This window comes from Sessilibacter corallicola, assembly GCF_021290925.1.
GTDB classification, from domain to species: domain Bacteria; phylum Pseudomonadota; class Gammaproteobacteria; order Pseudomonadales; family Cellvibrionaceae; genus Sessilibacter; species Sessilibacter corallicola.
In genome coordinates this window covers 838616-857394 of record NZ_JAJSLX010000001.1, presented here as the reverse complement: position 1 = coordinate 857394, position 18779 = coordinate 838616, and the positions used below count along the sequence as shown (strand labels likewise).

Annotated in this window: 14 protein-coding genes; 7 read left to right on the top strand and 7 right to left on the bottom strand. The window is 43.5% G+C overall.

What is annotated here, in order from left to right; genetic code table 11:
* The first annotated feature begins 118 nt into the window (after positions 1-118).
* Positions 119-1192, top strand: a complete 1074-nt coding sequence (locus tag LU361_RS03510) for an actin family protein (RefSeq protein ID WP_233086930.1) — start codon at positions 119-121, stop codon at positions 1190-1192.
* A gap of 191 nt (positions 1193-1383) precedes the next feature.
* Here LU361_RS03510 and LU361_RS03505 read toward each other — a convergent pair whose 3' ends face one another.
* Positions 1384-2070 (bottom strand): LuxR C-terminal-related transcriptional regulator, encoded by a 687-nt coding sequence (locus LU361_RS03505; RefSeq protein WP_233086929.1) that lies wholly within the window; start codon positions 2068-2070, stop codon positions 1384-1386.
* Between the two features lie 685 nt (positions 2071-2755).
* Between LU361_RS03505 and LU361_RS03500 the strand changes: the two genes are divergently transcribed.
* The 4 genes from LU361_RS03500 (at position 2756) to LU361_RS03485 (ending at position 7686) form a co-directional block, all read left to right on the top strand.
* Positions 2756-4081, top strand: coding sequence for a UDP-glucose dehydrogenase family protein (locus LU361_RS03500; protein WP_233086928.1), 1326 nt, complete (start codon positions 2756-2758; stop codon positions 4079-4081).
* Positions 4082-4287: 206 nt separating this feature from the next.
* Positions 4288-5652: an MFS transporter gene (locus tag LU361_RS03495; protein ID WP_233086927.1), complete on the top strand. Its 1365-nt coding sequence runs from the start codon at positions 4288-4290 to the stop codon at positions 5650-5652.
* Between the two features lie 90 nt (positions 5653-5742).
* A complete protein-coding gene (ssb, locus tag LU361_RS03490) occupies positions 5743-6273 on the top strand; it encodes a single-stranded DNA-binding protein (protein ID WP_233086926.1) in 531 nt (176 codons plus the stop codon).
* 543 nt (positions 6274-6816) lie between these two features.
* The gene (locus LU361_RS03485) at positions 6817-7686 is read left to right on the top strand and encodes a sugar nucleotide-binding protein (RefSeq protein WP_233086925.1); all 870 of its coding nucleotides are present in this window, start codon (positions 6817-6819) and stop codon (positions 7684-7686) included.
* 1 nt (position 7687) lies between these two features.
* On the opposite strand, the gene LU361_RS03480 is transcribed toward LU361_RS03485, so the two are convergent.
* The 4 genes from LU361_RS03480 to fabA all read right to left on the bottom strand — a co-directional run bounded on the left by LU361_RS03480 (position 7688) and on the right by fabA (position 11372).
* On the bottom strand, positions 7688-8227 hold the full coding sequence (locus tag LU361_RS03480; protein WP_233086924.1) for a YMGG-like glycine zipper-containing protein: 540 nt from the start codon (positions 8225-8227) through the stop codon (positions 7688-7690).
* Entirely contained in the window at positions 8214-9176 is a 963-nt protein-coding gene (locus LU361_RS03475) for a DUF6515 family protein (protein ID WP_233086923.1), read from the bottom strand. Before LU361_RS03475 ends, LU361_RS03480 begins: the two co-directional genes overlap by 14 nt.
* 342 nt (positions 9177-9518) lie before the next feature.
* Positions 9519-10736, bottom strand: coding sequence for a beta-ketoacyl-ACP synthase I (gene fabB, locus LU361_RS03470; protein WP_233086922.1), 1218 nt, complete (start codon positions 10734-10736; stop codon positions 9519-9521).
* A gap of 111 nt (positions 10737-10847) precedes the next feature.
* A complete protein-coding gene (gene fabA / locus LU361_RS03465) occupies positions 10848-11372 on the bottom strand; it encodes a bifunctional 3-hydroxydecanoyl-ACP dehydratase/trans-2-decenoyl-ACP isomerase (protein WP_233086921.1) in 525 nt (174 codons plus the stop codon).
* Between the two features lie 458 nt (positions 11373-11830).
* On the opposite strand from fabA, the gene galU reads away from it, so the two are divergent.
* On the top strand, positions 11831-12661 hold the full coding sequence (gene galU / locus LU361_RS03460) for a UTP--glucose-1-phosphate uridylyltransferase GalU (protein WP_233086920.1): 831 nt from the start codon (positions 11831-11833) through the stop codon (positions 12659-12661).
* 5 nt (positions 12662-12666) lie between these two features.
* Positions 12667-14019 carry a phosphohexomutase domain-containing protein gene (locus LU361_RS03455; RefSeq protein WP_233086919.1) on the top strand — a complete coding sequence of 451 codons (1353 nt, stop codon included), beginning with the start codon at positions 12667-12669 and terminating at the stop codon, positions 14017-14019.
* A gap of 79 nt (positions 14020-14098) precedes the next feature.
* On the opposite strand, the gene LU361_RS03450 is transcribed toward LU361_RS03455, so the two are convergent.
* Positions 14099-15004 carry a response regulator gene (locus tag LU361_RS03450; RefSeq protein ID WP_233086918.1) on the bottom strand — a complete coding sequence of 302 codons (906 nt, stop codon included), beginning with the start codon at positions 15002-15004 and terminating at the stop codon, positions 14099-14101.
* The gene (locus tag LU361_RS20280) at positions 14991-18518 is read right to left on the bottom strand and encodes a hybrid sensor histidine kinase/response regulator (protein ID WP_233086917.1); all 3528 of its coding nucleotides are present in this window, start codon (positions 18516-18518) and stop codon (positions 14991-14993) included. The genes LU361_RS03450 and LU361_RS20280 overlap by 14 nt, the downstream gene beginning before the upstream one ends.
* Positions 18519-18779 lie beyond the last annotated feature (261 nt).

Sequence of the window (18779 nt, the reverse complement as noted above, 5' to 3'; positions counted from 1 at the left end):
ATGTAATGTTATTGGCTCAAATGTAAACCCCTTCTTATCTTGCTTGAATGGTTATATCGGAGGCACTTATTATTCCTTTAAACCTACTAACGTGAATTAGAGAAGTAAGGAAAATTGTATGTCAGGGAAAACCGTTATTATCGATAATGGAACTAATTATATTCAGGCAGGATTTAATGGTGAGGATGCGCCAAAGGTTATTATTCCTGCGCTGGTTGCTCGATCGGGTAGCGAAGTTTTTTGCGGTGAAGAAGCTGCTGCAAAAACAGGAACGCTCGCTGTTAACTGTCCGTTAGAGCACGGTATTATTGATAACTGGGACGATATGGTGGAGTTGTGGCGCTATACATTTGAGAAGTTGGGTGTTGATCCTTCTTCCAGTCCAGTGTTGCTTACTGTCAAACCTTTAACCACAAAAAGTGACCGTCAGAATATACTTACTGTATTTTTCGATAAGCTCAATGTTCCAGCAGTGAGTGTTTGTACTAATACAATAATGTCATTGTTTGCTGTGGGTCGAAATACAGGTCTCGTTGCTCATTCTGGCGGTGGTGTTACTCACGTCGTGCCTATTTTAGATGGTCATTTAAAGGCACATGGAGATATTCGTTTGGATCTTGGTGGGCAAGACGTTACCGATAATTTGGTTAAATCCATTCGTGATAAAGGTCATGCAGTTAGTCCTAATGACGTTAAAGCAATTAATCAATTAAAAGAAAGTCACGGCTATATCGCTTATTCTTATGAAGATGAGCTTAAAAAAGAAGTTGCCCAACATTCTTTAACGTTGGAAAATGGTGCAACCGTTACGTTGAGTTCTGAATTATTTAAGGCGCCAGAGTTAATGATGAAGCCTGAACTAGTTGGCATGGAAGCGCCGGGCTTATCCGAAACAATATACAACTCTATCATGAAATGTGATGTTGATGACCGGAAACATTATTACGCCAATATTGTTTTGGGTGGTTTTAATACCAGTTTTCCTGGGATAGCTGAGCGAGTTCATAAAGAGCTTTCGGCCTTGGCGCCAGCAACTATGAAAATAAATGTTATTGCTCCCCCAGATCGAAAAATCTCTTCCTGGGTTGGTGGCTCTATCATGGCGAGTTTGGGAATATTCTCAAATATATTGGTCACTCGTGACCTTTATGAAAAAAATGGTCCGTCTGCTGTTGGGATTTGTATATTTTAAAATTACTTTTTTATTTTAATTAAGATATTTGTGGCCGGTATATCCTATTACCGGCTGCAAACATGGGCTTTAAATTTTATTTATAGTAATTAACTTTTTCAGAGGTCGAAAACACTTGGATCATTAAAAAGTGTTTAAAATAATTATAATTTTAGTTGTAGATACAGCAGTTAAATTTAAAGTTTACAGATTTATTCTATGTTTAATCTTGCCCAGTTGCAGGCGTCAAGGCGATTTACTACACCTATTTTTTTATAGGCTTTGTAAAGATGACTTTTCACCGTATTCTCACTTAAGCTGAGCTTTTCTCCAATTTCCGCATTCGTTGCGCTGCGTTTAATAAGTTTTAAAATTTCACTCTCTCTTGGTGTTAATTGAACATCAATCTTTCCGTGGTGTGATTCTCTTGATTTCTCAAGGTGAGCATTGAGCAATCTGCGTGGCAGCCAGTAGTCACCAAGTAGCACGCGTCTTATGCCTTGTGCAATTTGTTCATCTGTTGCTTCAAGATAAAACATTCCATTAACTTTGGGCCACTCAATCAAGTGCTCGTATTTCGTATCGTGAGGCATTTTCACCAACGCGATTGATTTACAGCGATTCAAGTTTTTTTGTAACCAAATGCTAATTTGTTTAGGTTCAATGTTTTGGCAGTCGATAACAACGAGGTCAGCTGAGTCGACAAGCGGTGCTGTGAATTCGAATTGTGTGCACTCACAACCGAGTTCGTTTTGCAGTAGTGCCGGTAAAATTTGGCCAGCAAAACCAGATAAATCAGAAATAAAGGCCAGCGGCAGGTTAGGTGATGACTCCTTTACAGAATAGGGCTTGGCACTGTTATTGGGGTAATGGGCTGATTGTAATCCAGGTATATTCATGAACTTCCTTATAGCGCGGTATGCAGGTTAAAACAAAATGGAGATCAAAGACCTCTCCGTTTTAAAAAAAGCACATAGGGCTGGTTGTTGCTCAGGCACATTGTGCTGGACGTCTTTTGTTTGCAGTAATTCAATTGAATTTAATTGCAGAAAATAAAAGAAACTATTTTTAATTTAACAATTTATTTATTTGTCAATTAACCGGTTCTCATTTTTAGATAGTAACTTGGTCTACCCGTCATATCTGCTAGTTTTTGAATCAAAGTAAAGAAATGTGAGTCATTTATCAAAAATGTCGCTTAAAGCGTCAATATATGTTGATTTAGACGACATTGGTCAATTTAAGCTCAGCAGAAAGTTTTACGTTTTGATCAAATATTACAAGTGAATAGTGTACGAATAACTTAGTTAATCTCACTTTTTTTGGTCAACCTTGGCTTTTTATTTCTCTTCTTGTCGATTTTGGCGCTTAAATCATTAATCAGGTTTGTCTTTGTGCCAGTTTGTAAAATCCGTTTCTTTCGACAAGGTTGTTTGAAATTTGTGGAAGATTGCGTGTGGAATTTTGTTTCAATCGTAGGAATGGTTGCTGAGATCAAGCATAATTCGAGTTTAGCTCAGTGTGTTTTTGTATGAATTTTATTCGTTTTGAGCTTGGATTATTGAAATGAAAGGCGGAAATTAGGTGAAAGTAACCGTATTTGGAACTGGCTATGTGGGATTGGTCACAGGCGCTTGTTTGGCGGAAGTAGGCCACAGTGTGATGTGCGTGGATGTCGATGAATCCAAAATTGAGAACCTGAAAAACGGTCAGATTCCTATTTATGAACCTGGACTAGAAAGTATTGTTAAATCGAATTTCAGTGAAGGTCGCTTGAAATTCACAACTAACGCTGAAGAAGCGGTTGCTTTTGGTACCGTTCAGTTTATTGCAGTAGGCACACCACCGGATGAGGATGGTTCTGCCGATTTGCGTTATGTCTTAAAGGTCGCTGAAACCATCGGCCAATATTTGAACCATGAGGCCGTAGTTGTCACCAAATCAACGGTGCCGGTTGGTACGTCGGATAAGGTTCGAGCCCAGTTGGATAGCGTGTTTTCAACGCGAGATGTGTCTGTACCTTATCATGTTGCCTCTAATCCTGAATTCCTAAAAGAAGGCGCTGCGGTTTCTGACTTCCTTAAACCCGACAGAATCATTGTCGGAACAAATTCTTCATTTGTTGAGTCGGCAATGCAGGAGCTTTACGCTCCTTTCAACCGCAACCATGACCGCTTAATGTTTATGGATGTACGCTCGGCGGAGCTTACAAAGTATGCGGCCAATGCAATGCTTGCGACTAAAATTAGCTTTATTAATGAAGTTGCTAACATCGCTGAATACGTCGGCGCTGATATCGAGCGTGTTCGACAGGGAATTGGTTCCGATCCAAGAATTGGCTATCAATTTATTTACCCTGGCTGCGGTTATGGCGGTTCTTGTTTTCCGAAGGATGTTAAGGCATTGGTGTCTACGGCAAAGCACGTCGGCTATCAACCCGAGTTATTAGAAGCTGTTGAGTCGGTCAATGGTCGTCAAAAAGAGCGATTGTTCGATAAGGTGAACAATTATTTCAATGGCGATTTAAAAGGTCGAACCTTCGCCATTTGGGGGCTAGCGTTTAAGCCTAAAACAGATGATATGCGCGAGGCTTCCAGTCGCGTTTTGATGGAAGCTCTTTGGCAAGCCGGTGCAACTGTAAAAGCTTATGATCCAGAGGCTATGCAAGAAACTCAACGTATTTACGGTTCACGCGAAGATTTGCAGTTGATGGGCACTAAAGAAGCGTGTTTATCCAATGCCGATGCGTTGATTATTTGTACTGAATGGAAAGCTTTTTGGGCGCCTGATTTTGAATTCATAAAATCAAGTTTGAATGAGCCGCTGATTGTCGATGGTCGTAATATGTATAACCCGTTCCGTTTAGAAGAAATGGGCCTTAAATACATTGGGATCGGTCGGTCAAACTAAAAGGTTTTATTTCGGCATCAGTAGAAGACTTGATGCCGAGATTTGTATCGTTTGTTCCCATAACAATAAGATTGTTTAGCTACTGATACCCTGATTAGTTTTAGTCCGAACAGTATTTCTTATAAATATTGCTTCTTAAGAAAGCTGGTCGAATCTTACTCTGGGCATTAAAATACCGGCCCTTCGAAATATAGGGATCATCAATTGTGCCTAATAATCCTCCTCTTGAGCGGAAAGTAGTTTTTTCTCTCGCCTCTTTATATGTATTGCGCATGCTGGGCTTGTTTATGGTCTTGCCAGTGCTTGCGGTACTTGGAGTGGAGTATTCAGGCGCAACTCCCGTTCTTCTGGGGGTCGCTCTAGGAATTTATGGGTTAACCCAAGCTGCTTTTCAGATCCCTTTAGGTGCTCTGTCAGATTACGTCGGTCGTAAACCTGTCATTGTTTTTGGGCTTATCCTATTCTTTATTGGGAGTGTGGTTGCGGCGGAAGCAACCAGTATTTGGCAGCTGATTACTGGCCGTGCATTACAAGGCGCCGGTGCCATTGCCGCGGCAATAATGGCGTTGCTGACTGACCTGACCAGTGAAAACAACCGCACGAAAGCAATGGCGTCGCTTGGGATTTCGATCGGTGTTGCGTTTGCCGCGTCTTTGGTGATTGGCCCTCTGATCGCGTCAACTTGGGGGCTGTCAGGCATTTTTTGGTTGTCGGCAATACTGGTCATTCCGGGTTTTTGGATCATATTAAAAGTTCTGCCGACGCCGGCTAAGAGTGTCGGTGCTGGGCAACAAAAACCGATTTATCAACAGATTGGCTCGGTTTTTTTGCATCCTCAGCTGCTGCGTTTAGATGTTGGTGTGTTTGTTTTGCACTTGTTGATGACCTCGTTGTTTGTGGTCATGCCCGGTATTTTGTTTGAGAACTTAGGCATTGCTGTCGCTCAGCATTGGCTTATTTATCTCCCGGTTATGGTGGTGTCTTTCATTGCGATGATTCCATTGGTGATCATTGCTGAAAAACACCGCAAAATGAAACCGGTATTCTTGTCGGCAATTACCTTTCTGTTGATCTCGACGTTGTTGTTATCTGGGTTCAACGATTCGTTGGTAGTGTGTGTCATCATGCTGTTTGTCTTCTTTCTAGGGTTTAATCTCCTAGAGGCGACTCTGCCAAGCTTGATGAGTAAACAAGCCAGTTCCGATACCAAAGGCTCGGCCTCAGGTGTTTATTCAACGTTCCAGTTTATGGGTGCTTTTGTTGGTGGTGCTCTAGGTGGGTATTTAAGCCAGCACTTTGGTGCACAATCGGTATTTTATGTAGGTGCTGCTTTGACTGGAGTGTGGTTGCTCATTGCTATGACGATGTCGATACCCAAAGCACTGAGCAGCGTCATTGTAGAGACAAGTCAAACTCAGTTTTTCAGAGTTGAGCCCCAGTTGCGCGGAATAAATGGGGTTTATGATGTAACCTTTATTGAAGAAGAATCGTCTGCACACTTGCGTGTGGATGAGAAAGAATTTGAAGTTTCCAACATTGAAGCGCTTGGTTTACGCGCGACCATTCGTTAAAGTGTTGCCAAATTCCCCGTATTTTAGATTGATATTAAATTCAAAAACAAAAGCTCGATACAAGCTCGTGTTTAACTTTAGGAGATCTCCATGGCCCGTGGCATAAACAAAGTAATTTTAGTTGGTAACTGTGGTCAAGACCCAGAAACTCGCTATATGCCAAGTGGGGGTGCCGTGACTAATATCAGTATCGCCACCAGTGAATCCTGGAAAGATAAGCAAACCGGCCAGCCTCAAGAGCGAACCGAATGGCATCGCGTTGTCTTTTTCAATCGCTTAGCAGAAATTGCTGGAGAGTATTTGAGAAAGGGTTCTCAGGTGTATGTCGAAGGCTCTTTGCGAACACGTAAGTGGCAAGATCAAAGTGGTCAAGATCGATACACTACAGAGATTGTTGCTTCGGAAATGCAAATGTTAGGTGGTAGAACTGAAGCTGCTATGCAAGGTCGCTCTCAGCCATCGCAAGATTCTGGTCCAGATTATGGTGGTGGCTACGCTCAACAATCATCGGCACCGGCACCATCACAGAACTACAACCAACAAAAGCCTGCGCCGAGTACCCCTCAGCAACCGCAAACGCCGTCGAATTTTGATTCGTTTGATGATGATATCCCGTTCTAATATTCGAATATAAAGCACCAGCTTTAACGTATTCTGTCTAAAGCCTTCGTTTCCAGTGTATGGGATCGGAGGCTTTTTCGTTAAGGGGTCTTTTTAGCTTTCAACAGTATTTATCTCGCATGCTATTTCGTACGTTGATTATTGTGTGCAAGTTCAATGTAGATGCAGCGTATTGTTGATGTATCTATTGATGCTCTAGTATTTTTGAAATGCCGAAGCGGCAGAGCACGATTAGGAAAGTACGATAAAATAAATTCAATTTTACAATGTTTTTATCGTTTGAATCTGGCTAACGAAAGCATTCTTTTATTTATAGGTTTTTATTGCTCTCATGTATTGTATTTAGCGTTGGCAAAATTCTTACTTCGTCGGCTATGGTAAAAGTAGCGCAATGAGTGTTATGTTAACTCGACACACTCATAGTGAGCTGGCCAATTGAATTTAAATGGCTAGATTTTTAAACACCTATTTAAGCTTGGGTAAATTCAGTAAAGTAGTCTTTCACATTCGTGTTGGGCTTATAGTTTCGTGAGGCTTTCATCATTGGCTTACTCTGTTTTAGTGACCGATACTTCCACTGCTGTTGGGAAAGTATTAGAAGAGGAATTAACATCTTCGGATATTCAAGTGCTATCACTGAATCTTTCAGATTCTACCGCCGAAAACGTTTGTGATATTCAAGCGAAGCTCACGCAGTGTAATCCAGACATGGTGATTAACACCTACGGCTGGAGCGATAAAGGAGAGCGGTTGCTGGATTTACCTGTGGTCCCAGTGACTCAAACTATCTCTCAATATTGTTCCGACAATAATAAGGTGTTAATGCAGCTTTCCAATTACCGAGTTTTCAGTGGTACTAAATCGGGCTTTTTAGAATCTGATGAAATCGAACCGCGCGACTCTTGTGGAACCGTATTCGCAGAGCTGGAAAAAATTGTGGCCGAAGTTGAACGGCATATCTTGTTGCGTTTAAGTTGGGTGATCGGTGCGACCGGTGAAAATCTAATGACAACCATTTCAGAGTCTCTCTGGCGTGGAAATCAAGCCGATATCCACGCAGAGCGAAGAGGTGCACCTGTAGGTCATTGCGATATTGCGCGAATTGTTACAGCGGTTGTGAAGCAAGTCAGTTGTGGCTCTCAAAATTGGGGCATTTTCCATTACAGCTCGGCCGATGTTTGCACCGAAGAAGAATTGGCAGAAGAAATTTCTGAGCGATTAAAATCAGAACGCGATACGCAGGGAATGATTAACGATATTTCCGATGCTGAGGCTAAACCGTACAGTGCGGCTTTGGGGTATCGCCGGTTAATGGATAATTTCGGGATTCAACCACGAACCTGGAGGCAGGGTTTAAATCTTGAGCTCACCACTTGGCTGGCGCAAAGAAGTGAGCACAAAATTAAAGAGTAATTTATTTTACTGTGTATGATCGTCCATGCATGCACGCCGAGAATGCTCGGGTGTAATTGCTGATCTTAGTTTCGTATTCGGATTGTTCTCTCTGTTGGCGAATTTCAATTTTTTTCGCTTCCAACGCCGCGTTTTGATAACCATTTCTTTCGCGGCTGGAACCTATAATTCCTCCTACCGCGGCACCGACAACAGCGCCACCGGCGGCATTGTTATGGCGGCGATGATATCTGCCTCTGCTCTCAATGGTTGAACCAATAATGGCTCCTGCAACTGTACCAATGATAGTTCCTTTGGCAGCATCGCCGCGGTTTTTGTTTTCTACAATTGTTGGGGCTGTCGTCGACGCTGGGCTCACCAGTGTCGCAGGATCCGTTCCTGTAGTGGATACGGCCCAGCGGTAACATTCGTAGCGATCTCGTTCCATTTGTTCCTGGCTTTGACCTGCGGCTGGATAAGTAAATATTTCCGTCGATTGACCGAAGCTCAATGTAGAAACCAACATGAGTGCTGCGGTGGTTGTGATTTTATTTAACAACATAACCTCGTCCCTCTAAACAGGCGGCCTGAGCCCGGTAATAATCATCTCTTTTTGAATATTGATTTTTGGAGCGACTAGGATCGTAGTCCGATTGGCTCACTGCCCAGCGGTGGCATTGGTATCGGTCCCTTTCTAATTCTTTATCGCTTTGGCCCTCCGCTGGATAAATTAACCATTCGCTGTTTTGGCTATCGCTGGCGGCAACAGTTGTGGTTTTACCTTCAGGCGGTTCGACAACGACATAATCTTTGCCGTGTTTTTTGTAGTAAATGTCGTGAGCCAAAAAGTAGGTGGCGGCGCCAACAACAACCGTTGTGTAACCAATTGGTAAGTGCGACACATGAACACCAATCGGCGCACGAACCACAACGTAACCTCGTGAAGTAGGGCGGTAATAATTCCCAGAGTGATAATACAAAGGGTAGTGAGAATACCTTAAGCGACGATAGCCATGAGGTAAGTAACTGACGCGATGGCCGTAACTGTGGTAGTGATGATGTACCTCGCGTCGATAATTATTTCGGTGGCGGTAATTAGACCGGTGATGATAGTTGGATCGATGATTGTAGTTAGACCGGTGATTGTAATTTCTGTTGTGATTATTGCTGTAATTTCGATGATAATTTGAATGATTTAAATCGCGATTGTAATGGCGATTAAAGTTTCTGTTGTATTGCCAATGATTGCCATAATGGTTTTGCGGCTTAGAAACTTTTTGGCTTTTTATATTCGCGCTTTTGCTGTGCGAAGTAATCGTTTTTGAATGAGAGTCAGAATAATACGACTCCTTTTTTATTTGTTTAATTTCGGCTTGGGAAAAAGAACTGACCATCAAAACAGACAGCATAACACCCAAGAGCGAAATACCTTTGTTGTGAAAAAGCGACACCGTCAGGTTTTGTGTGTGTGCAGAATCACGGGCTGAATCGCGGCAGAATAAATTTTTCACTGCGCCCTCCTTTTTTATCCGTAGTTCACTTGGTTGATCGCTGTCTGATGATCTCTGTTGTTAACAGAGCGCAAACCGTTATTAGCGATGTTTAAGCGTATTTTAGAGCATTAGCCTGAACCAAAGCTGATTAACTGAGCGGATTGCCTGTTGAGGGCGAAGATAAATAAGAAAGGTTTATGGAGCGATTCCTGTCGGTTGTGAATACCGAAAAAGGGCAGAAGACTAAGAGTGTTAGAGGTGTTGGGAGAGCAGGAAAGAGGAGATATAACTGCTGCAGTAGAAATAAGAAAATGTTCTTACCTCGAAAGGTTATCCTTCGAGGTAAGAATGATCAGCTGGCTAGTCGGTGTATTTCTTCATGACGAGCGCCGCATTGGTGCCGCCGAAGCCGAAACTGTTAGACATAAAGCTGTTGATGTCTACGTCGTCCATACGTTTTTCAACGATGGAGGCGCCCTGTGCGCCTTCATCCAAATCATCAATGTTTGCTGAAGCCGCAATGAAGCGATTTTTCATCATCAACAAGCAATAAATTGCTTCTTGAACACTGGTTGCACCAAGTGAATGGCCCGTCAAAGATTTGGTAGAGCTGATAGGTGGTAACTTATCGCCAAATACTTCTTTGATTGCGTTCAATTCTTGAATGTCACCAGCAGGCGTTGAGGTGCCGTGTGAGTTGATGTAATCAATTCCACCGTCAACCGTTGCCAAAGCTTGTTTCATGCAGCGAATAGCGCCTTCGCCAGACGGTGCGACCATGTCGTAGCCGTCGGAAGTTGCGCCGTAACCGACAATTTCACCGTAGATTTTCGCACCACGTGCTTTTGCGTGCTCTAACTCTTCAACAACCAAACAGCCACCGCCGCCAGAAATGACGAAACCGTCGCGATTGGCATCGTACGGGCGAGAAGCTTTTTCTGGTGTTTCGTTGTATTTGGTGGAAAGGGCGCCCATTGCATCAAACATGCAGGTTAGGCTCCAGTGTTCTTCTTCACCACCGCCGGCAAACACAACGTCTTGTTTACCCAACTGAATTTGTTCAACGGCGTTACCAATACAGTGAGCACTGGTTGCGCACGCAGAAGAGATGGAATAGTTAACACCGCGAATTTTAAACGGAGTGGCCAAACACGCTGAGGTAGTACTCGCCATGGTCTGAGTGACACGGTAAGGGCCAACTCGTTTAACCCCTTTCTGGCGGGCGATGTCTGCGGTATCCACTAGGTTTGAGGTAGAAGCACCGCCGGAACCCATGATAATACCGGTTCTTTCATTGGATACTTCGTTTTCTTCGAGGCCAGAATCGTTGATTGCCTGCTGCATCGCAAGATAGGCATAGCTTGATGCTGGGCTCATGAATCGAGCAATCTTGCGGTCGATTAATTCTTTAACATCGATATTGATGCTGCCGGCGATATGGCTGCGAAAGCCTCGCTCGATGTATTCGTCTTGAACGGAAATTCCTGAGTGGCCGCTTTTCAAAGACTCCAAAACTGTCTCTAAATCGTTACCAATACAGGAGACAATGCCCATTCCGGTAACCACAACGCGTCTCATATGCTACCCCACCCGCTTTGCCATATTTGGCCAGTAAATGAAAAGATTATAATTAAGTATGTCTTGCTGTAATAATAATGTCTATTTCGCAATCGTACTTATGTTTGTATGTTAAAACTTACTGGTATCAGTGAATAGACCAACGCGTAAGTCGCTCGCAGTGTAAATAGGCTTGCCGTCGACGGAAGCCTTACCATTTGCGATACCCATGATTAGCTTGCGTTCAATAACCCGCTTTAAGCTTATATGATAGGTTACTTTTTTAGCCGTAGGTAAGATTTGTCCTGTGAATTTTACTTCACCAGAACCTAACGCTCGACCTCGGCCTGGGTTGCCTCTCCAGCCAAGGTAGAAGCCAACGAGTTGCCACATGGCATCTAGACCTAGACAGCCTGGCATGACTGGGTCATTTGGGAAGTGGCACTCAAAGAACCAAAGGTCAGGGTGAATATCCAGCTCCGCTATGATTTCACCTTTTCCGAAATCACCACCATCGCTGCTAATGTGTGTAATGCGATCAAGCATCAGCATGTTTGGAACTGGTAATCGGGCGTTATCTGGGCCAAACAATTTGCCGTGGCCACAAGCTATCAGTTCATCTCGCTCATAAGAGCTTTTAGGTTCAAAGGAATCCATACATTGACTCTAGCAGTTTTCTATAGTTGCAAGCCATTCGTCGAAAGTCGATGCGCTGGCAAGCGAAGGGAGCACATTCTAATGAATGGTGCGCCCTTGTCCAGATTTAATACCATCGAATGCTTATTTCGTAATCTTATTCGACTTTTCAAGCGTTTAGGCCAAACGATTATTACAAATGACGGCTGATAGTTTTCACAAGGTTTCTGTGTTTGGAAGTGAATGTTAAAAGCAGATTTTTGTCGATAGATATCGACTTATTTGGTGCATTTGGAAATTTACAATTGCCTTCTCGCACAATAATAAATCAGGGTAATTATTCGTTGTTAACGTATGCTAACAATTTACGATACTGCCAAGAAGGGTATGCAACAAGCTTGTATATTCTATGGTAAGGTGTTGCCCGTTGTTGAACTGTTTTGAAGCTTAAGTCAGTCTGATCAATTAAGGATTATATAATGATTAAGAAGTGTCTATTCCCTGTTGCGGGCTATGGTACCCGATTTCTTCCCGCTACTAAGTCGATGCCAAAGGAAATGCTCCCAGTAGTTAACAAGCCGTTAGTTCAGTACGGTGTTGAAGAGGCGATCGAAGCGGGACTGACTGAAATTGGACTCGTGACTGGTCGTGGTAAGCGTGCAATTGCTGATCACTTTGATGTCAGCTACGAATTAGAACACCAAATTGCAGGAACCTCGAAAGAAGAATTTCTCAGCAGCATCCGCGATGTCATGCATAAAGCGACATTCTCAATGACCCGTCAGCAAGAAATGCGTGGTTTGGGTGATGCTATTTTAAATGGTCGCCGCTTAATTGGCGATGAGCCCTTTGGTGTTGTGCTGTCCGATGACCTGTGTTTGAACAGTGGTGAAGGTGACGGCGTCCTTTCTCAAATGGTGCAGTTGTACAAGCAATTCCGCTGCAGCATTGTTGCAATTCAAGAAGTGCCAGAAGACCAAATCAGTAAATTTGGTGTGATCGCAGGTGAAAAGCTAAAAGACGGAATCTTCCAAGTGACCGATATGGTTGAAAAGCCTCCGGTTGAAGAAGCGCCGAGCAACTTGGCTATTATTGGCCGCTACATTCTTACGCCAGATATTTTCGAAATTATCGAAAACACCCCACCTGGCAAAAACGGTGAAATCCAATTGACTGACGCTCTGTTAACTCAGGCCAAAGCCGGTTGTGTTCTCGGTTACAAATTTAAAGGCACCCGTTTCGATTGCGGTAGTGTTGATGGCTTCGTTGAAGCAACAAACTTTGTTTACAACAACATCTACAAAGGATAAGTACATTGGCCAGGGAAATTACCTGCTTTAAGGCGTATGACATTCGCGGCCAAGTCCCAGAGCAACTCAATACCGATGTCGCCTATCGAGTCGGTCGCGCTTTTGCTCAGTACTTAAATGCCAAGAAAGTGGTTGTTGGTCACGATATTCGTCTCACCAGTCCAGAGTTGTCTAAGGCTTTGATTGACGGAATTACCGACGCTGGTTCGGATGTTTTATTCATCGGCCAGTGCGGCACCGAAGAAGTGTATTTTGCGTCTTTTAATTACCCTGTCGACGGTGGTATTTGTGTGACGGCCAGTCACAACCCAATGGATTACAACGGTATGAAATTGGTACGTGAGGGCTCGCGGCCAATCAGTGGTGATACCGGATTATTTGATATCAAAGCCATTGCTGAGGCCGAGGATTTTACCGAAGCCAGCAAAGGTAAGGTTGAAACACTCAACACTCGTGATGAGTATGTAAAACACTTGCTGGGTTACATCAAACCTGCTGAGTTGAAACCACTGAAAGTGGTGGTGAATGCCGGTAACGGTGGCGCTGGAATGGTGATCGACGCCATTGAAGAATTCCTACCTTCAATCGAATTCATAAAAGTACATCACGAGCCTAACGGTAATTTCCCAAACGGTATTCCCAACCCGTTGTTGCCTGAAAATCGCAGCTCTACCGAAGATGCGGTTATCCAGCACAAAGCGGATATCGGTATTGCTTGGGACGGTGATTTCGATCGCTGTTTCTTCTTTGACGAAAATGGTCGTTTTATTGAAGGGTATTATTTGGTGGGATTACTCGCCGAAGCCTTTCTGCAAAACACTCCCAGTGCCAAAATTGTTCACGATCCGCGTTTAACGTGGAATACGCAGAATACCGTCAGTCAGTGCGGCGGTGTTGCAATTATGAGTAAAACCGGTCATGCGTTTATCAAAGAACGCATGCGCAAAGAAGATGCGGTTTACGGTGGTGAAATGAGTGCTCACCATTATTTTAAAGATTTTGCCTACTGCGACAGCGGTATGATCCCTTGGCTGCTGGTTGCGCAATTGCTCTCGTCTTCGGGTAAAAACTTATCGACGCTGGTCGATGAGTGTATGGCCGCATTTCCTTGCAGTGGAGAAATCAACAGTAAGGTGTCTGACGCTAAAGCTGTGATTGCAAAAGCAGAGGCAAAATATTCTGGTGACGCCGAATTGGTGGATCATACCGATGGGCTTTCCGTTGAATATTCCGACTGGCGATTCAATCTTCGTATGTCAAACACCGAGCCGGTCATTCGATTAAATGTCGAATCGCGTGGCAATGTTAGTTTGATGGAAGAAAAACGCGACGAATTGCTGTCGTTAATTCGCGAATAAGCAACTGCAGTTTGCTAAAAACCACCTTGTTTAGAGGTGGTTTTTTATTTTCATACAGGCCCTAGTAAGAATTAAAACCTTAAACAGCCGAAATTATTTCGAGCACAATGGCCGCCGCCGCCGTTCTATTTTCTACCTCTAATTTTTTAAAAACCTGTTCAAGATGCTTGTTGATTGTGCGAGGCTTAATACCAAGTATGGTCGCAATATCCCAGTTAGATTTTCCCTTCGATAACCAAAACAACACTTCAGCTTCTCGTTGTGTTACCGGTAATTTTTCCGCCAAACGCGCAACATTGATAGGTTGGCTGTTTCCTGAAAGACGCAGCAAATGTTGTGAGCCTAATTTATTAAGATACGTCACATTAACCGATGCATCGTGAAAGCCATTCAACGGAATTACGGCGTTAGTTTCTATTGTCCATTTCTGTTGTAGTGCTTGTTGTAAATCCGAGCAAAGCTGAGCGGTATCGTTTTCGTATTGCTCCAAATGTTCCTGTGCTCGTGTTGTCGACCAAAGAATAATGCCGGAATCATCAATGGCGATGATGGATTGATCCGCGGAATCCAACGCCGCTTTAGCGCTGAATTGTCGGCGGGCATTGTGAACGTGCACCTTTAATCGGGCAATGGCTTCGGTGGTATTGATGGGTTTGGTAATGTAATCGACGGCGCCCACTTCCAACCCGTGCACAATATCTTCAGTTTCTGTCAGTCCCGTCATAAAAATTACGGGCAAGTTCGGATTTTTTTCTTTAATCAATCGACAGGTTTCGAATCCGTCTAATTCTGGCATGACGGCATCGAGCAACACGATGTCTGGTGTAATTTGCTCGATGATATTAATCGCCTGCTTGCCACCCAGCGCAACCAATACCGTCATTCCTTCGCTGTTTAACGCTTGATTTAACATGCCGAGAGAATCGGGAGAATCATCAACGATAAGCGCCGTAATTGTGGGTTCACTGGAATTATTCATGGTCATTGACGGTTTCTGGTGTTAGAAGGTTTTTTTCGGCAAACTCAATTGCGCCCTTGAAATCAAAATTTTTCGCAAGCGAGCGAAGTTCATTAACGACAGCAGGAGATAGCGTATTGTTGTTGCCGATGTCATCTAAAAACGTGAGCAAGCCGTTTAAATTTCCTATTTTTGCAAACTCAATAATTTGTTGGAACACTGCATGAGAAGAAACAGTGGCTGTACTTTCTTTGGATTGCGATACTTGGGTGGGCGGTTGTTTTTCAGCTACGCATGTTGATGCGTAAATCCATTTTAATGCTAACAAATTGCCGATTTTCTCAAGCAATGCGTCTAATTGTAAGGGTTTTTCGAGGTAATCGTCGTGAACATGTTTGCTTGGCATGGTGTGATAAAAACCGCGAGCATTCGCCGAAACCATAATAATGGGCAATTGTTCAAACCGACTCTTCAATTGCTTGGCAACATCCCAACCCGAAGTCTTACCTAACCTTACATCTAACAGCACTAAATCCGGTTTTTTCTGAATACTGTTAACCGTTTCGCCATCAGCGGCTTCCAACAAATTAAAGTTTAGTGGAGTTAGTAAGTTGATCAATAGTTGCCGATGGTCGGTGTTGTCATCAACAATTAAAATGGTTTTAACGTTATCTTCATAACCAACAATAGGTGTCAGAGAATTGCGTTCACTGATTTGTGTTTCAGCCGGTGTGGCTTGAAGAAGTAACGTAAAACTTGAGCCTTTGCCTTCTTCACTCTCAACCTCAATGTCTGCTCCCATCATGTCTGCTAATTGACGACAAATCGCCAAACCCAATCCTGAACCAGAAATTTGTTTTTGTTCAACGTCGTCTCCTCGAACAAAAGGAGAAAAAATAGTACTTAAATTGCTTTGCGCAATGCCGTAACCAGTATCTTTGATTTTAAAGCGAGCGACGTGGCTTCGATAACTCACCGAGAATCCAATTTTACCGTGCTCGGTAAACTTAACCGCGTTCGACAACAAATTGATAAGAATTTGTCGAAGCCGTTTTTCATCGACTTTTATAGTGGTTGGAAGATTTTTCTGGCAGTGATAATTAAATTCTAAACCCTTATATTCGGCTTGTTGGCGAAACATTTTTACCAATTGATCGAGCATTAAATCAAGTCGCACACGATCGGTATTTAAGTTCAGTCGACCGGCTTCAATTTTAGAGATTTCCAGTAATCCCTCAATCATGGTGGCGAGATGCTCACCGTTGCGATGCAGTATCGACAACTTATCTTTTTGATCGCTCGGAATTTCCTGGTCTTTTTGCAGTAACTGGGCGTAACCTAAAATAACATTGAGTGGTGTTCTCAGCTCATGGCTGAGTGACGTTACGTAATTGCTTTTTGCGATGTTGGCAGAATCGGCCGATCTTCTTGCTCGCTCTAATTCTTTTAAAGTTACCTTGTGCGCGGATATCTCGTCGGTCAGTTTCTGGGTTTGCAAACTGGTTTCTTGCAACGCCATACGGGCGCTTTTTTGGGCCAAAACAAACAACCAAACCAGCACACCTAAAAGAATTAAAATTAAAATAAAACTGGTGGTAAAAGCTTGTTGTATAACACTGTTTTCAGTTACGCCATCATTGTGAACAGGAAAGTAAGCGATGTAAAAAATACTTGCTGAAATTACCGAAATCACCGTAAACGCAAAAATAAATTGCCCCACCGGCCCCACTAAAAGTCGATAGGCTTTGTCTCCGGTTATCGGTTTTAAAACCGACTCCAGCTGCGCTCCAATGTGTGCTTTTGATCGGCATTGATCTTTACAGCGGGTTTCTAAGGCACAACAAAGTGAGCAAATCGGACCGCTGTATGCCGGACAGGTATTGATGTCCTCTTGATCAAATTGATTACCGCAAACGGTGCAGGTTTGGCTTGCGTGTGATTTAATGTTTTTGTTTGAAGACTCTAAAATTTTAGCGTCAATAACCTTATCTTCAGGAACTTTGTCTTTAGGAACTTTGTCTTTAGGAACTTTGTCTTCGGGAACCAAATAATACTTCCCCCGAGTAAAAACTGCGATTAGCGGGGCGGTAATAAACGGTAAGAAAAAGGCAATAAATCCCGAAAATGCGGCAACTTTTTCACCGAGTACGGCAGTGCTTGCCAACATGCCGATAACCGCCGCTAACGCCGTAGAGCCGACGCCTACAGGATTGATGTCGTAGAGGCGGGAACGCCGGAATTCAATGTGTTTAGGGCTCAAACCCAAGGGCTTATTAATAACAAGGTCGGCGATGATTGAACCAAACCAAGCCAGCACAAAGACTGAGTAGTGGTGCAGCACCGTCTCAATAGCACGATAAACCCCTAGCTCCATCAACAGTAACGCAATAATCACGTTAAATACCAACCACACCACTCGTCCTGGATGATGGTGCGTGAGCCGCGAAAAAAAGTTAGACCAGGCGAGTGATCCCGCGTACGCGTTCGCAACATTAATTTTAATTTGGCAGATAATCACAAACATCGCCGCTAGCACTAAAGCGGCCTCGGGTGACAGTGAAAAATGCTGAAACGCAGCGCTGTACATATGAGTCGGGTCGGAGGCTTTATCGGGTGTAACGCCTTGCTGAATCAACAAAAAAGCCAGCAATGTGCCGAGTACGAGTTTAATCGCCCCGAAAATAACCCAACCCGGACCAGCAATTACCACGGCGGCCCACCATTTTTTCTGTTCTCTTTTCTTTTTTGATGTCGGTGCGTTAAAACCTGGCTCGGGCATAAAACGCAAAAAATCCACTTGCTCCCCAATTTGAGCCATCAATGCGAATAAAACGGTGGTTGCTGTGCCAAAGGTAATCCAATCAAACGAAGTATTAACTGCGGCATCGGTTCCTGAAAACAGCAGCCACTGATCCAATGTGCCGTCTGGATGCTGAGCAATATAAATAATCGGAGCAATTTGCAGTAACAGCCACAACGGTTGTGTTAACAGCTGAAAACGGCTGATCATGGCAATGCCGTGGGTAACCAGCGGAATCACGGCCAATGCACTGATGATGTAACCCAGCCACATAGGCGTGCCTATGAGAAGCTCAAGGGCGCTGGCCATAATCGTGGCTTCTAGGGCAAAAAAGATAAACGTAAACGAGGCGTAGGTAAGAGAGGAAATGGTCGAGCCGACGTACCCAAAACCTGCGCCACGAGTGAGTAAATCAATATCCACAGAATATTTTGTGGCGTAATAACTTATGGGTAAGCCTGAAATAAACAATAACGTGCAAACCACAAAAATCGCCCACAGGGAATGATAGACCCCGTAATTAATGGCAATGGTTGCACCCAATAACTCCAATACCAAAAACGAGCTGGTGCCCAACGCAGTATTGGCAATACGAGAAAAAGACCAACGTCGTGCCCGTCTTGCGGTATGTCGAAGTGCAAAGTCTTCCAACGATTCGTTGGCAACCCATTGATTGTATTGCCGACGAGGTTGCGGTACTTGTTCTAGCGTTGCCGATTGAGCGTCGAATTTTTGGTTCACGGTTACATTAATCTTTTAATGGTCCAAAGGTGTGCGTTCTGTTTGCGTAATTTGTTTTATGTTGGTGCAATTTTTATTTAATAATTTCTGTAACTAATTCACTGCAATACTTTCTACTGAGTTAATAAAATCTGTGCACTTTAAAGTAGCAACAACTCTGCCACTGTTGTGAATTATTCGCACCATATAGCAGCAATCAATTTTATTTTCTATACGTCACTCAACGTAGCGTGCATCGCATTCCACCGAATTCTTACCCTA